Annotated in this window: 11 protein-coding genes; 6 read left to right on the top strand and 5 right to left on the bottom strand. The window is 48.7% G+C overall.

Going from position 1 to position 14,417, the window contains the following annotated elements:
• Positions 1-281 precede the first annotated feature (281 nt).
• The 6 genes from UJ203_RS08275 to UJ203_RS08250 are packed head-to-tail and all read left to right on the top strand — an operon-like array spanning position 282 to position 2,216.
• Complete coding sequence (locus tag UJ203_RS08275) at positions 282-503, top strand: spore germination protein (protein WP_010333672.1); 222 nt, start codon at positions 282-284, stop codon at positions 501-503.
• A 14-nt stretch (positions 504-517) separates the two neighbouring features.
• Positions 518-751 (top strand): spore germination protein GerPB, encoded by a 234-nt coding sequence (locus UJ203_RS08270; protein ID WP_105953769.1) that lies wholly within the window; start codon positions 518-520, stop codon positions 749-751.
• Positions 752-775: 24 nt separating this feature from the next.
• Positions 776-1,393 carry a spore germination protein GerPC gene (locus UJ203_RS08265; RefSeq protein WP_305933893.1) on the top strand — a complete coding sequence of 206 codons (618 nt, stop codon included), beginning with the start codon at positions 776-778 and terminating at the stop codon, positions 1,391-1,393.
• Entirely contained in the window at positions 1,390-1,572 is a 183-nt protein-coding gene (gerPD, locus tag UJ203_RS08260) for a spore germination protein GerPD (protein WP_024120844.1), read from the top strand. Before UJ203_RS08265 ends, gerPD begins: the two co-directional genes overlap by 4 nt.
• Entirely contained in the window at positions 1,565-1,966 is a 402-nt protein-coding gene (locus UJ203_RS08255) for a spore germination protein GerPE (RefSeq protein ID WP_305933892.1), read from the top strand. The genes gerPD and UJ203_RS08255 overlap by 8 nt, the downstream gene beginning before the upstream one ends.
• 31 nt (positions 1,967-1,997) lie before the next feature.
• Positions 1,998-2,216 (top strand): spore germination protein, encoded by a 219-nt coding sequence (locus tag UJ203_RS08250; RefSeq protein WP_010333667.1) that lies wholly within the window; start codon positions 1,998-2,000, stop codon positions 2,214-2,216.
• Between the two features lie 33 nt (positions 2,217-2,249).
• On the opposite strand, the gene UJ203_RS08245 is transcribed toward UJ203_RS08250, so the two are convergent.
• The 5 genes from UJ203_RS08245 to addB form a co-directional block, all read right to left on the bottom strand.
• Positions 2,250-2,552, bottom strand: a complete 303-nt coding sequence (locus UJ203_RS08245; RefSeq protein WP_305933891.1) for an HNH endonuclease — start codon at positions 2,550-2,552, stop codon at positions 2,250-2,252.
• 13 nt (positions 2,553-2,565) lie between these two features.
• On the bottom strand, positions 2,566-5,958 hold the full coding sequence (gene sbcC / locus UJ203_RS08240) for an exonuclease subunit SbcC (protein ID WP_322009839.1): 3,393 nt from the start codon (positions 5,956-5,958) through the stop codon (positions 2,566-2,568).
• The gene (gene sbcD, locus UJ203_RS08235; protein WP_105953773.1) at positions 5,955-7,133 is read right to left on the bottom strand and encodes an exonuclease subunit SbcD; all 1,179 of its coding nucleotides are present in this window, start codon (positions 7,131-7,133) and stop codon (positions 5,955-5,957) included. The genes sbcC and sbcD overlap by 4 nt, the downstream gene beginning before the upstream one ends.
• A 70-nt stretch (positions 7,134-7,203) precedes the next feature.
• Positions 7,204-10,908 carry a helicase-exonuclease AddAB subunit AddA gene (gene addA, locus UJ203_RS08230; protein WP_322009835.1) on the bottom strand — a complete coding sequence of 1,235 codons (3,705 nt, stop codon included), beginning with the start codon at positions 10,906-10,908 and terminating at the stop codon, positions 7,204-7,206.
• The gene (addB, locus tag UJ203_RS08225) at positions 10,895-14,395 is read right to left on the bottom strand and encodes a helicase-exonuclease AddAB subunit AddB (RefSeq protein ID WP_322009833.1); all 3,501 of its coding nucleotides are present in this window, start codon (positions 14,393-14,395) and stop codon (positions 10,895-10,897) included. The genes addA and addB overlap by 14 nt, the downstream gene beginning before the upstream one ends.
• Positions 14,396-14,417 lie beyond the last annotated feature (22 nt).

The raw sequence follows: 14,417 nt of genomic DNA, 5'->3' as shown, positions 1-14,417 counted from the left end.
ACATACACCAACGCAACACACTATACAATCACGCAGGCGGACAGCGGCAGCATCGCCGCATTTCCGCTTGACCATATACAATACCCAGCTTCTGAAATGTGTAAACCTTCATCTGGAAAAAATAAACGGATTTTTTATACATCTCTCCGGCATGTCCCCATTTAATTTTCTCTCACACAAATGTGCGTTTGTCATAAGCTATCGTGAATAGCCCAGCAGAAACAAATCTTGTCCTTACTTTACCTGCCTTTTTTCAATTTCACAACAAAGGATGTGCTCGTATGCCGGCAATTGTCGGAGCGTTTAAAATTAATGCGGTCGGTACGAGCGGAGTCGTTCATATCGGAGACTGCATTACCATTTCTCCTCAAGCCGAGGTCAGAACGTTTGCCGGGGCAGGCAGCTTTAATACCGGTGACAGTCTGAAGGTGATGAATTATAAAAACGCAACGAATGTGTACGACAATGATGTGGTTGATCAGCCGATCGCAGGCAATGCGTAAAGGAGTGGTGCTTCATGAATTTTTATATCAATCAAACCATCCAAATTAACTATCTCCGGCTGGAATCAATCAGCAACTCCTCCATACTGCAAATCGGGAGCGCCGGATCTATTAAGTCTCTTTCAAACTTGTATAATACGGGCAGCTATGTGGAACCCGCACCTGAGGTTTCCGCTTTGGGGGAACAGGTTGAATCGGAAGGGCCCGATACAGGGTCATTGGTGCCGCTCCAGCCCCCTGGCCGTTAATAATAAGATGAGAGGTGAAAGAACATGTATGATCAATCCATTTCCTCTTACCTGCAAAATTTGAATTCCTTCGTTCAGCAGCAGGCGCTGCATATTCAGCAGCTCGAACGCCAGCTGAAAGAGATGCAAACTGAAATGAATACGATGAAACAGCGGCCGGCCACAACCATTGAGCGTGTGGAATATAAATTTGATCAGCTGAAAATCGAACGGCTCGACGGCACGCTGAATATCGGTTTAAATCCGACAGACCCGAACAGCGTTCAAAACTTTGAAGTGAGCCAGACTACACCGGAAATCGGAATGATGCAGCAGGAAGAGAGCGCCCAGCTCATGCAGCAAATCCGGCAGAACGTCGACATGTACTTAACCGAGGAAATCCCGGCTGTTTTGGAGCAGCTAGAAAACCAATATAACAGCAGGCTTGACGACACAAATCGGCATCATGTCATTGAGGACATCAGAAAACAAATAGACAGCCGGATTCACTATTATATGTCCCATATCAAAAAAGAAGAAAACACGCCGCCCAAACAATATGCGGAACATATCGCTGAGCATGTGAAGCGTGACGTGATCCGTGCTGTGGAACATTTTCTCGAACATATCCCCTCCGAGATGAAAGGAGATGAGCAAGCATGATCTTTACCGTCGTCAACCGCAGCCTGGAAGTCGGAGATATCCGAATGAACGGTGTATCCAGTTCCTCTGTTTTCCAAATTGGAGACGCAGAATCCATCTATTTATCGTCTATTTTCGATACGCCGCCTGAATCTCTTATTATCGGTCCGTTTGCTCCGCTGCCGTCGAATCATGCTTAAGCGTATATCACGCATCAGACAGATTAAATTTAACTCGCTCGGAATATCAAGCGTATTTCAAGCAGGCGATACAAACGAAATAGATATGAAAATAAAAGTGCTCGCTGTTCAGCGCTCGCTTTCAACGTTTTATGAAAATGAGGGCTCATTTAACAGAAAGGAGTACCCTATTTTTGATCAGCACGCTGTGAAGCTTCTTCCGGAAACGGGCGTGCAAACCGCTTTTTGCCATGTGATGCCTGTCATTCATGTCCGCAACATCAAAATTCAAGGGGTCTCATCCTCTTCCGTTTTTCATGCAGGCTCAGCTTCGGTCGTACGCGGCGACGCGCGAATTAAACATATCCGTCAGATTCTGCCTCCAAACTCACAATCGTCCGGCACGGGCATATAATAAACAGAGACTTCTATAAAGGGTGTCGTCTATGCCAGCAATTGTCGGGCCTATAGCTATCAATTCCATATCGGGCGGAGTCGTGAACTTTGGTGATTCCTTTTACCTTTCTCCGAAAAGCTCTTCAAAATCTGCGCTCGGTTCGGGAGCAGGAAACACGGGAGATTTCCTTCTTTTAAACAATGCAGTCAACGCGACAAATTATATAGACCCCGATGTCAGCGATCAGGATATGGTTGGAAACGGATAAAAAGCAGCCGCTCTGCAAAGAGAGGGCTGCTTTTTATTTTTTCTTTTTCCGTTCATTGGACTTCTTTGTTTTAATCAGCTTTTCAGGCGGCTGTTTTCTGATCCATTTAACAAACCGGGCAAGCTGCGGATCGTTTCTGAGCGCTTCTATTCCGGACAGTCGAACTGCCAGCTCCTGATTTGTATACAAGGCGTGGATCTGTTTATGGCAAGGGATGCAAAGCAACGCAGTCGGCAGGAACGTTCCGCCTTCTTCCTTCGGTGTGAGGTGGTGCTCTGTCAGCTGGACATCGCTCCGCCCGCATAGCTCACACACCCCGACAATCTGTTTTGCCACATCCGCGTCCCCCTTACATCATCTCAAGTGTTACCCTTGTGCCGCGTCCGCTAGGTTCAGCCGGATGTACGATCAGCTTTTTCGGAAGCCGCGCCCGCAGTTCCTGCACATGGCTGATCACGCCGACAGACAGATTGTCTGACTGCAGTTTTTCCAAGGCAGTGACAACCGTATCAAGCAGATCTTGGTCAAGCGTTCCAAACCCTTCATCCAAGAAAAAGAACTGAAGCGGGTATTCACCGCGAAGCTGAATCTGCGCAGACAGCGCGAGAGCAAGAGAAAGCGAGGTAAGGAAGGTCTCCCCTCCTGACAAGCTTGATACCGGGCGCTTAACACCTCCATTGGCATCATCCCGCATCACAAATCCGCCTTCTGAATCCACTTCAATGGCATAACGCTGTCTTGTCAGCACGCCGAGCCGTGCTGACGCATCCCGTGCAACACTTTCAAGCTGTTCCTCAGCTAAAAATTCAACGAACGTATTGCCTTTAAACACCGCTTGAAGCTTGTCCAGCCTGTCGATATGGGTCTGCCATTTTTTCAGCTCAGCTTCAATTTCATTGAAACGTTTGTGATGGTCGCGGATTACAGCCAGTGCTTTGGCCGCCGCTCCTTTTTCTTCCATAGCAGTCCCAAATGCCTCCTCGGCTTCTTTTAAGGACGTGACGGTTTCGTTCCATTCACTTTCGGATAAGGATCTGCCGGCGAGCTTATCAGACACACGTTTTAAGTTTGCGGCATTTTGCTTACATTTATCCAGAAACTGGTCAATGCTGCCTTTGATCTTTTCAAGCTCATCGGCTGGGATGAGACTGCGCTCCACCTCGTCAGCCCGGACAAAGCGGGTGCTTTTCGCATGTTCAAGCCAATCCGCTTCCGCTTTTTTCAACCTTTCTTCCGCTTCCTTAAGCGTATGCTCGCTTGCTGAAGCGCGGCTTTTTGCCTGATTGAGCATCATTTGGGCGCTTTGCAGCTCTTCATATAGAGATTGCTCTTTTTCCTTTAAACACTTCAGATCCTGCTGAACTGAGCGGAGCTTCGTTTGGATGGAATCCTCTTTTACATAGTCTCCGAGTTCCTGCTTATAATCAGCTATGACGCCCTTCGTACGTTCTGCGGCATAGTGAAGCTCCAGTTTTTCCCTTTCAAGCTGATGGCTCGATTCCCGCAGCTGATCCTTTTGTGACTCATGCTCAGAAAGAAAAGCGATACTGCGTTCAATTCGTTTCTCGCATTCTTCCGCGGCTCGGTCCTTTTCTTCGATGGCTTGCTGCCATTTTTCCGCTTCATCCAGAGATTGGCCTTCAAATGCTTCATGAAACATCTTCTGCTGGCTGTCCATCGAGGACTGAAGCTCTGCGATCATGCTGCCAATACGGTCAGCCTCTCTTTTTTCAAAACTCATTCTCTCGTTAAGCTGTTCAGCTTTTTTTAATGATTCCTGATATGTGCCGATCATTTGGGTCATTCGTGTTTTGACCGACAGGATGTCCTGTTTGATTTGCTTCCATTCTATTTTTGCGGCATGAAATGCTTCCTGCACCGGCTGATTCTCGTAGGAAGCAGCTGCCTCAAGAGTCGGCGCTTGAATCGATTTCAAAAACGGACACTGCTCGAGAAAGCGGGCGGACTGCTCTTCAAGTGTGATTTTGGCAGAAAGAATCTCCTGACTGAGCGCCGCCGCTTCTGACAGCAAATCTTCTGTCTGTTTGATTTCTGCTTCAACGTTGCGATCCGGCTCATATGTCCCATGTGCTGAGGCAGACGGATCATGATCGGTTGAACCGCAGACCGGGCAAGGTTTTCCGGCAATCAGTTTTTCCGATAACTCCTTGGTAAGTGCCGACATTCTTGCTTTCTCACGCTGAGTATGGAGTGTGTTTTGTCGCTGTTTTGCCTGATCAGCAGTACGCGTAAGGGACCGTTCCGTCTCGCAGACCATATGATACACAGCTTGAACAGCCTCATATGCCTGTATGATTTTATTTTCTTCCGCTTCAGCCTTTTGAACAAATGTGTTCTTTTCCTCATTCATCTTCTGTAATACAAGGTTCAATGCGTCAATGCGTTTTTTCTCTTTTCCCAGCTGCTCCTCAGTCTGTCTGATCCGCAAAGCCATTTCAGCGGCCTGCTGGCAGCTTTTCCGCTCATCAGTGGTTACCTGCAAGGTTTTGAGCTGCTGTTTTAATTCCGTCTGTCTGTTTTGTCCCCTTGTAAGACGGTCAGTTACGGTTTCTAATTCCTTCATGACAGATTGAAGATTTTCGGCCTTCTGCTGAAGTTCAGCCTGTTTGCGCTCTGCCTCCTGCTGGGCCTCTCTCAATTTGATTTCGATCTCCTGCAAGCGGAAGAGCTGTTCCTGCTCAGCTAAAAGCTCTGGCTCTTTCTCGCTTTTATGGCGGCGCCACGCTTCATATTCTTCATTCTTTTGCTGAAAGAAAGCGGTGCGTTCTGTTAAATCCTTTTGGGCAAGCACTTCTTCCCTCGCGGCCTTCTCCTCATGCTGTACCGCTTCCAAGTACCGGTCCGCATACGGCTTTAGAGCGGCTGCTGTTTCCGCTTCCGCCAGGCGTTTTTGCATGCTGCCGACATGCGGTTCTTCCTCTTCAAGCCGCTTTTTCTCTGCTTCATAAACGATTTTTTCCTTTTGGACATTCCAGATCTCTTGATGCTCCGCAAACCGTTCTTTTATTTGATCACGATTTTTCCGCACTGATTCCAGTTTGGCTTCCGCTTGTTCAAGCGCTTGTTCAGCTTGTTCAACCGCTTCTGAACTCGCCTCGCCGAGACCCGATTGCTCTGCAAGCATTTCGTTTTTTCTCGCATTGGCTTCCTGCGCCTGCTGTCTCAGCTTTTTCACAAGGCGGTCTCCATACTGTTCCAAATTGAATAAACGCTGAAGCATATGCCTGCGTTCCGCCCCTTTTAAGGAAAGAAATTCAGCAAACTTCCCTTGCGGCAGCACAACCGCTCTCGTAAAGTCGTCGATGGTCAGCCCCAAGAGCTCCTCGACTCTTTTGTTCACTTCATTGGCCTTATCAGCAAGCACAGTTTGCTCATCCTTGATCTCGATGAAACGGCAAAGCGCTGTTTTCACTTTCATTTCATCCGTTCTCTTAAACACGCGCTCGACTTTGTAAGAGGTTTGATGATTGGTCTGAAGCGCAAAGGTAAAGGAAACAGTCAGCGAATCTTCCGCATGGTTTAAGATCCCGTGCGTATTGTTCGCCGCCCGCTCTACCTTTCCATATAAAGCAAGGGTCATCGCATCAAGGATCGAGGATTTACCGCTTCCTGTCGGCCCGAAGATACCGAAGACACCTGCACCGGAAAGGCTGTCAAAATCTATCGTCTGCTCCTCCCTAAAGCTGTGGAGCCCTTTTATCGTTAAGGCGATCGGCTTCATCTTGCTTCCTCCTCATCTTCTGTGCCTGATGCAAGCTCTAAAAACAGCTTCACCATTTCATCATCCGGCACTGCGCCGCCTGTCTGTTTTTCATAAAATTTCTTGAAACGGTCTTCGATGGACACATGCTTAACCTCGATCCGTTCGCGCTCAATGTTTTGTTCTTCAAAGACCGGCCTGATATGGATAAAGCCCGGATGTGCTTTTCGCAGTCGGTGAATGTCTTCAAGTGACAGCTGGTCCGTCACACGGATTTCAAGATCAATCCAGGCATTCTGATCCCTGCCTTCATCGAGCCAGCTGTATACCTCACTTAAACCATTTGCCGCTTTCCATTTTACAAGAGACTTGCCGCTTGATAATAAAACCTCATGCCAAGAGGCCTCTTCGCCCGGCTTTGCGTCTACAATGGTCACCGATTTGGCGTAGCCTGCCTCAGAAAAGCTGTAGGCCAGCGGAGATCCAGAATACCGCGCAAGCGTTCGCGCCCGTTTAATCGTTTGCGGCCGATGCAAATGGCCAAGCGCCACGTAAGCGGCATCCGCCGGCAGGCTTTCAGCGGCCACCGTATAAGCGCCGCCGACTTCAATCGGCCGCTCCGAGTCTGTTTGGTTGCCGCCCGCAACATAAATATGGCTGGCGGCAATCTTTACGGCGTCTTTTCGGAAGCGGCTTGTAATCTGTTCAAACGCCTGCCTGATTTTCACATCATAGTGATCACGGAGAAGTTTCTCTTCAAATGTATCGGAAAGAACTTCATTTAACCGTGCCTCAGACGGATATGCCAGCGCTCCGACAGCCAAAAGCTCACCTGCTGAAGGCACTTCTATATGAAGCGGTTCAGTTGTCGGATAGCCGATTAAATAAATGCCGTTCTCATGTGTCAGCGGTGAAGCAGCGGACAATCTGTCAGGATTATCATGGTTTCCGGCAATGACAACGATCGGGCGCTTTCCTCTGTCACTGAGAGCGGACAGGCTTTCATAAAATAACTGCTCGGCTAAAGCCGGCGGGTTCACGGTATCAAACGCGTCTCCCGCCATCACAATAGCATCGATCTGCTCTTCCTTTACGATTGTATTCAGTTCGTCCAATACATCCGCCTGTTCACTCAGCCTGCTTCTTCCTTCAAGGGTTTTTCCTAGATGCCAGTCAGCCGTATGTAAAATCCGCAAATGCGTTCACCTCTCTTTTGTATAGAAAACGAGATCCGCTCCGTCTGATTCCCGGAGCTTATGGATCTCGTTATAAAGTCAGAATGTGCCCTCCGTCAAAGAAATAAAGCGCACACCCTTTTACCTTCGTTTGAGCAATTTGTTCAACGGCCCTTGTGTACAGCTGAATTTGCGTTTCATATCTCTTTTTCAGGATCGGGGCTGCTCCTTCAAAGCCGTGCTGGAATTTCCCCTCAATTCGGTCTGTTTTATAGTCCAGCAAATATAAGCCATCCTCTGTTTCGTAGAGACAATCGATGATCCCCTGCACCAATAGCGGCTCATCCGCCTCTTTCGCATCAGGATAAATCTCTTTTGCCGGAAGCGCCAAACTGAATGGAACTTCGCGGTTCTTCCATTTAGCGCCGATCAGTTTTTCGCCAATTTCCGTATGGAAAAATTGAACGATTTCCTCAATATTGATAGCGGATTGCTGTTCTTCGGTGAGCAGCTCTTTTTCATAAAGATGCTGCACTGTCCGCTCCGCTTCTTCTATCGTCGGCACATGTGTCAGCGGAATATGCTGCATGACCGTATGCATAGCTGTTCCTTTTTCTGCTGCTGTCAGGCCTTTTTTCATCATGAAAGCCGGGCGTCTGTACAGAATGCTTCCATCAGCCGGTTTAACGGGCGCCCGTCCGCTGTATTCGTCTTCGTACTCTCTTCTTCTCTTAATCTCAGAAACGGACTGCTTCGTGCGAATGTGTGTCACCTCGTGATACGAATACTTCCAGGCCAGCCGCTCGCGAGCTTTTTCCTCAAATGCAAACGGGCCGGGAACCGGTTCACCACGGCGGATCGCTTCAAGACGTTCGCTTTTTTCTTCCAGTCTCTCTTCCAGCTCATCATCAAGCAGATCATATGAATGGATCATTTGAATAGCAAAGCGGGCCGGATGGCCTGATATATCAGAAACCGCTGCCGTGCCGCCCTCAGCCAAAGACTCCAAGTCTCTGTGTCTGACAAGAGCAGGTCCGATGAAATCCAAATACGTTTTCGCCTGATAGCGGTCAAATTCCGGCAGAAGCCAGTCAGCTTGGGACGCGGATGCCTGCCATTTTGCCAGCTGTTTCTGATGATCCTTGTATGAGCCTACAAGAAACAGCTTTTCCTTTGCCCTCGTTAAAGCAACATAGAGGACACGCAATTCCTCAGACAGCAGTTCCCTGCGCATTTTTTTCTTCATCGCGATGAGCGGAAGCGTCGGATAGCTGATGCGCCATTCAGGATGGATAAATTTCGTGCCAAACCCAAGCTCCTTGTCCAGCAGGTAGGATTTGTTGAGATCCATCATGTTGAAATTCCGGCCGAGTCCCGCTGTGAAGACGACTGGAAATTCGAGTCCTTTGCTGCTGTGAATCGTCATTAAACGGACAACATCCTCCTGTTCGCTTAACGCTCTCGCCGTTCCTAGGTCATCGCCGCGTTCCTGCATGCGTTCGATAAACCTCAAGAAGCGAAACAGGCCGCGAAATGCCGTCGATTCATATTGGCGCGCCCGGTCATAAAGGACACGCAAGTTAGCCTGGCGCTGTTTTCCGCCCGGCATCCCGCCGACATAATCCATATATTTTGTGTCGCGGTACACTTCCCAGATCAGCTCGGACACCGAATGGTTTTTCGAAAATGCGCGCCACTTTTGCAAATGTCCGTAAAACGTTTGCAGCTTTTGGTAGAGCTCATCGTTTCGGTCGCCGGCTGCCAGATAGTCTTTCATTGCTTCATAGTACGGCGCCTTTTTGTTTTCAAGCCGGATCAAAGACAGCTCGTTCTCGTCAGCACCGACAATCGGTGAACGCAGAACGGAAGCAAGCGGAATATCCTGATACGGGTTATCAATCACCTTCAGGACAGAAAGCACCACAGACACTTCCACCGCATCAAAGTAGCCTGATGTTAAATTGGCGTAAACCGGTATGCCCTGAGCTCGCAGTTCCTCCATGATTTGCGGCGCCCACGGCATGGATCGCAGCAAAATCACGATATCGCGGTATTGAATATTGCGGTGTGTTTTCGTTTTCCCGTCATATACCTTAAATGGCGATGAGATCAGCTTGCGTATTTCCTTGGCGATCGCTTTTGCTTCGAACTGCACCGTTTCCAGCTCTTCCGCTTCCTCGCCTGCGTCCGCCTCCTCTGACTTGTCAATCAGCAGCAGCTCTGTTTCCGTTTCATTGTTTTCCGGATACGCCGCTCCGAGTTTCAGCTCAGCCTGTTCATCATAATCGACCTCGCCGATTTTGCCGCCCATCAGCTGTTTGAATAAGAAGTTTGTGCTGTCTAAAATATCAGCTCTGCTTCGAAAGTTTTTGTTCAAGTCGATTTTCCGGCCTGTACCTTCTCCGCTCTCTGTAAACCGTTTGTACTTGGAGAGAAAAAGAAGCGGCTCCGCAAGCCTGAATCGATAAATCGACTGTTTGACATCTCCTACCATAAACAGGTTGCCTGTCTCTTCCGGCCCGCTTGTGACGAGCTGAAGAATGGATTCTTGCACCAGGTTGGTGTCCTGATATTCATCGACAAGCACCTCATGAAACTGCTCTTGATAAAATCTTGCCGCCTCACTCGGCTCACGTTCGCCTTTTTCGTTCACAGCGGTCAAGATGGACAGGCAATAATGCTCCAAATCAGAAAAATCGATGAGCGACTTCTCCTGCTTTGCGGCTTCAAACCGTTTCCCGTAGCTGATAACAAGCTGGACGAGTGTTTCAATGACAGGCTCCATGTCAGCCAAACTTTTTACATGCTGCTCCGGGCTTCTGGTGAAGTAATCGGTTTTGAGTTTTTCAAGCAGTTTTTTGGCGCCATTTCGTAAGTCTGTCGCTTCATCAAGCAAGACGGGATCAAACTCGTCCCCCTTCACCGCTTTTGCACGCTTAAAGGAGACAGCGGGCACGCGCTGATAAAGTTCATTGAAGTCATCCTGATGCTGAATCAGGTCATCAATCTGCGCGAGATCATCGAGAAAATTTTCAGCGCGCGGCGCCGGTCCTCCCGGCGCTTTTGTCAGCTCAAGGGCACGCTGGAGCTTTTCCTTTGCTCCGTCCAGCACCATCGCAATATCTTCTTTGACATACGGATAAAACGGCAGTTCCTCGATCGCGCTCTTTTCTGTTACATCATACAAATGAACAAAACTTTTCAGCCATGTCTCCGGATCAGGGTGGGAACGGGAATACTCGTACACCTGTTTCACGAGATATTGCAGATCTAAGTCATGCCGGTCAGTCGTGTAGCGGTCGACAAGCTCAAAGAACGCCTTATCACCCTTTGCATATTCCTCCTCAAACAGCTCATCCAGCACCTCGTCCCCGAGAAGCTCGCCTTCTGTCTGATCAGCAATCCGAAAGCCCGGATCAAGATCAATCAGGTAGTAATATTTTTTCAGCACCTGCAGGCAAAACGAATGAAGCGTTGAAATGCTGGCCCGGTTTAATAGGGACAGCTGGCGTCGGATATGCAGTGATCCTGGGCGTTTTACCAGCTCTTTTTCCAGTGCATCCGCGATCCGGTGTTTCATCTCTGCCGCTGAGGCGTTTGTAAAGGTGACAACGAGAAGCCGGTCTACATCAACCGGATTTTCTTCCGCCGTGATTTTCCGGATCATTCTTTCGACAAGAACAGCGGTTTTACCGGAGCCTGCCGCCGCTGCCACAAGGATATCCTGGCCGGTTGAGACGATGGCATTCCACTGGTCATCTGTCCATGTGCTGTCTGCTGGTTTAGGAATGTTCATTGCCATCAGCCTCCTTCTTTATCCAATCAAGTACCGTCTTGTCCTTTTCGGCCTTTAACAGACGATACTCGTTTTCTTCTAATGATTCATCAAATTGGCATACTGATTTGAACGCACAGTATGTGCAAGGCGTCTTGTTCTTCATTTTATACGGCTCAATGGATACGCGCCCGTCAGTGATTTGCTCGCCTGCTTCTTGGAAGGTGCGGCGCACATGCTTCGTCAACAGCTCAAATTCTTTTTCACCGACTGCCGCTGAATCCGATCTGAGTGAGCCGTCTTTCTTCAGGCCCGCATTGATGATATTTGATCTTCCTTCTTGAAGGGTTGTATCCATGAGGCGAATCGCTTCCTGATCACCGAGGAGGAGGCCCTTCATCTTAAATTTCTTAAAAATTTCCTGTTCAATTTCATCAAGTCCGAGCGGAAGATTCGATTGTATCATCGGGTCATGAATATGGAAATACAGCACTCCGGCCGGCGTGGCTTTCATCCCTAGCCAGTCTAACGAATGTGTAATCGATAAATCCAGATACGTCAGCATTTGCAGCGCAAGTCCGTAATACACTTCCGCCAAGTCAAGGCCTTTTTCGCTGGATTTATAGTCGACAATTCGGAGGAGCAGGCCTTTAGAGCTCTCCGCTTTATCCACGCGGTCAATCCGCCCGACGAGCTCCATCGTACAGCCGTTTTTCAGCTTAAAGGTAAGCGGCGGGAGCGGGCCCTTTCCGCCAAAGCCCAATTCAAGGCCGATCGGCACGAATCCGCTCGCTTTCGCATGCTCGCTTAAAATGCCGGACACGCGCGTGACAATTTTTTGCAGTTTTTCCTTCACGTAATAATGTCTGTTTGAACTGAGCAGAATTTCTTTTTGCAGTTTCGGCGCCAGCAGCTCGACCGCATCATGAGAAAACAGCTCGCACTGCTCCTTCGTTAGGTCGCGCCAGTCTATTTTGTGCTCACGCAGCCGGTCTGAAATCAGTTTTAAACTCGAATGAAAAAGCTGCCCGATATCCGGTGCTTCAAGCTTGAAAAATTGACGTTCCTTCAGATGCAGCCCGTGGGACGCAAAATGAGAGAACGGACAAGCGTTAAAGGTTTCCATCCTCGACACGCTCCCTTGAATGCGTTCACCATAGAGCTGTCTCGATACAGAGCGTTCAAGCTGCTTGACTTCATTTCGGAAAAACAGGCTAGAGAAAAGCTTTTTCGATTCCAGCCTGTCAGGTTCATTCATCAGCGCATTATACGCGCTCCACCAGACATCGCTGATCTCATATTCCCTCGTCCATAATCTGAGCTGGCTAGCGGTGTATGATTGTGCCACGCTTTTATTGACAAGGTACATAAGCTGTTCCTCATCGCTGACCTGCTCCGGTTCATTTGTCAATAGACGCTCACGATGCTGCGGAAACAGTTCTTCCAGCCTCTTGATTACAATCGACGGCAAAAGCGTTTTTCCTTCAGCATCAGCAATCGGATACGTCACATAAAGGCGGTCAGACGGGCTTGAAAGCGCCATATAGATGAGGAAATGCTCATCAAGCAGACGCTCCCGCCCACCGGAGGAAAGCTCAATACCTATCGTCTTCAGCCACTCACGATCATCATCCGACAGCACCCCGTTTTCGTCAGGGCGAGCCGGCAGGACGCCGTCGTTTGCCCCGATCACAAAGGTGCATGAGGTGCCGTATATTCTGGACAAATCCATATTGCCGACAAACACCTGATCAAGCGCCGGAGGGATGAGAGAGAATGTCAGCGACTCTGCACCGGTCTCCATCATTTGCTGAAACAAATCGAGAGAAATGTCATCTTCGCCCATCATTTCCACAAACTCCTCAAGCAGCTGAATGACTGCATCCCACGCCTGCTGGTGCTGCTGTGCTTCAATGATTTTGCCGTCTTCCTCAGCCCGCTGTCTTTCCTGATCCAGCTTCAGCGGCACATCCGTCTCTTCTAAATAACGGTAAAGCGCCTCCGCCTTCTCTTGAACCGTTTTTGCTTTTTTCATTCGTTTCTGCAGCTGGAACAGCGGCGGAACAATCCAATCGCGCGTGTCATTCAGCATGTTTTCCATTTCGATTTCTTGATCGGTCTGCGCAAATTCATCATCTAACGACACAAAACGTCTGTAATGGAAACGATCGCCCTTTGTCCAGCGATCGCCTTTGATGCCGTAAGCGATACAGTAATTCTCCAGCTGATCAACCTGCTCTCTTACCTTGGCCTTCGGCTGGTTAAGCGGGAATAACAGTTCGGTTTTCACGCAGCGGAACACCGCTTCATAACGCCAATTTCCCTTTAATACGTCAAGGCTTGACCGAATAAATTCTACTAACGGGTGGTTCAGCATAGATGTTTTCCCGTCAATAAAATAAGGAATCTCGTAATCTGCAAATACTTCCTTGACCATATCCTTATAGTCTTCCGGCTGACGCGCTAGAATCGCCATATCCTTGTAACGGTAGCCCTTCTCTCTGACAAGGCTGTGGATTTCCCGGGCAATACCTTCTAGCTCTGCTCGTCTGTTAGCGGCCTGCATCACGGTAAAAGCCTCTTGTTTCTCAGCAAACGGAATAACCGGACGCGCTTCATACTGTGCTTCTAAATGGGCTAATTCCGGTGTGCGCTTGTGCCGCTTTGATTCATCAAGCTCTTTATAGGTGATGTCCAGATTCAGTTCCTTTGCCGTCTGGTGCAGGCGATAATACGTTTTTCCCGTCATTCTGAACAAATCAAGTTCCTGCGGCTCCCCCTCATGTGACGGCTTGTCCGCTGTGAGTGAAAACGTGATATGCTCTGCCTGAAGCATAAGCTGCTCTAACACCCTGAATTCCTGCGTTGTAAACTGATAAAAGCCATCTACATAGACATGTGCCCCTTTCAAATCTTCCGCCTGCGGGATATGCTCTGCCAATAGCGTCAAATAATCCTCAGAATGAAGATACTGATCCTCAAGGCTTTTTTCCATCTGCTGGTACAGGATCGATAAATCATGAAGCTTTTCAGATAAAACACGTTCCCCCCGATACTCGGAAGCTGTTCCGCTATCCGCCATCCGGCGAATATCTTCCGGTTCCAGACAGTATCTCTTAAACTCAGTCAGCATCCGTTCTACCTGTGCGGTAAAACCGCTTTTATCACTTGCTTTTTGATAGACTTTAAACTCCTGTTTGTGCTCTTCAATGAGCTTCCGCAGGAGCATCTGTACGCCCGTGCTCGTAAGAAACGGCCTGCTCATTCCTCCCGTATGCTGGAGGACGCGCCAGGCCAGTCGTGAAAAGCTGAAGACTTGAGCACGAATCATGCCGCCCGTATCAGGCGTTTTAGCAAGCTCGTATTCCATTAAAAACGTCATTTGATCCGGGACTAGAAAAATGATCGGTTTCCCGAATGGAGCCCGGCGCAGTTCATCTTGAATGCTGTCGATGATCAGCTTCGTTTTTCCACTCCCGGACCTGCCTACTAAAAACTCTGCTCCCAAATTAGAAGACCCCTCTCTTTTT

Source organism: Bacillus sp. V26 (assembly GCF_034296245.1).
GTDB lineage: Bacteria > Bacillota > Bacilli > Bacillales > Bacillaceae > Bacillus > Bacillus halotolerans.
Note: the sequence above shows the minus strand (reverse complement) of the source record. Positions and strands in the feature narration are given on the sequence as shown.

Bases quoted from the DNA above. Each gene is read 5' to 3' on its own strand.
- UJ203_RS08250 (WP_010333667.1), top strand. From the start codon at position 1,998: ATGCCAGCAATTGTCGGGCCTATAGCTATCAATTCCATATCGGGCGGA.
- UJ203_RS08265 (WP_305933893.1), top strand. From the start codon at position 776: ATGTATGATCAATCCATTTCCTCTTACCTGCAAAATTTGAATTCCTTC.
- gerPD (WP_024120844.1), top strand. From the start codon at position 1,390: ATGATCTTTACCGTCGTCAACCGCAGCCTGGAAGTCGGAGATATCCGA.
- sbcC (WP_322009839.1), bottom strand. From the start codon at position 5,958: ATGAAGCCGATCGCCTTAACGATAAAAGGGCTCCACAGCTTTAGGGAG.
- UJ203_RS08270 (WP_105953769.1), top strand. From the start codon at position 518: ATGAATTTTTATATCAATCAAACCATCCAAATTAACTATCTCCGGCTG.
- addA (WP_322009835.1), bottom strand. From the start codon at position 10,908: ATGAACATTCCTAAACCAGCAGACAGCACATGGACAGATGACCAGTGG.
- UJ203_RS08255 (WP_305933892.1), top strand. From the start codon at position 1,565: ATGCTTAAGCGTATATCACGCATCAGACAGATTAAATTTAACTCGCTC.
- UJ203_RS08275 (WP_010333672.1), top strand. From the start codon at position 282: ATGCCGGCAATTGTCGGAGCGTTTAAAATTAATGCGGTCGGTACGAGC.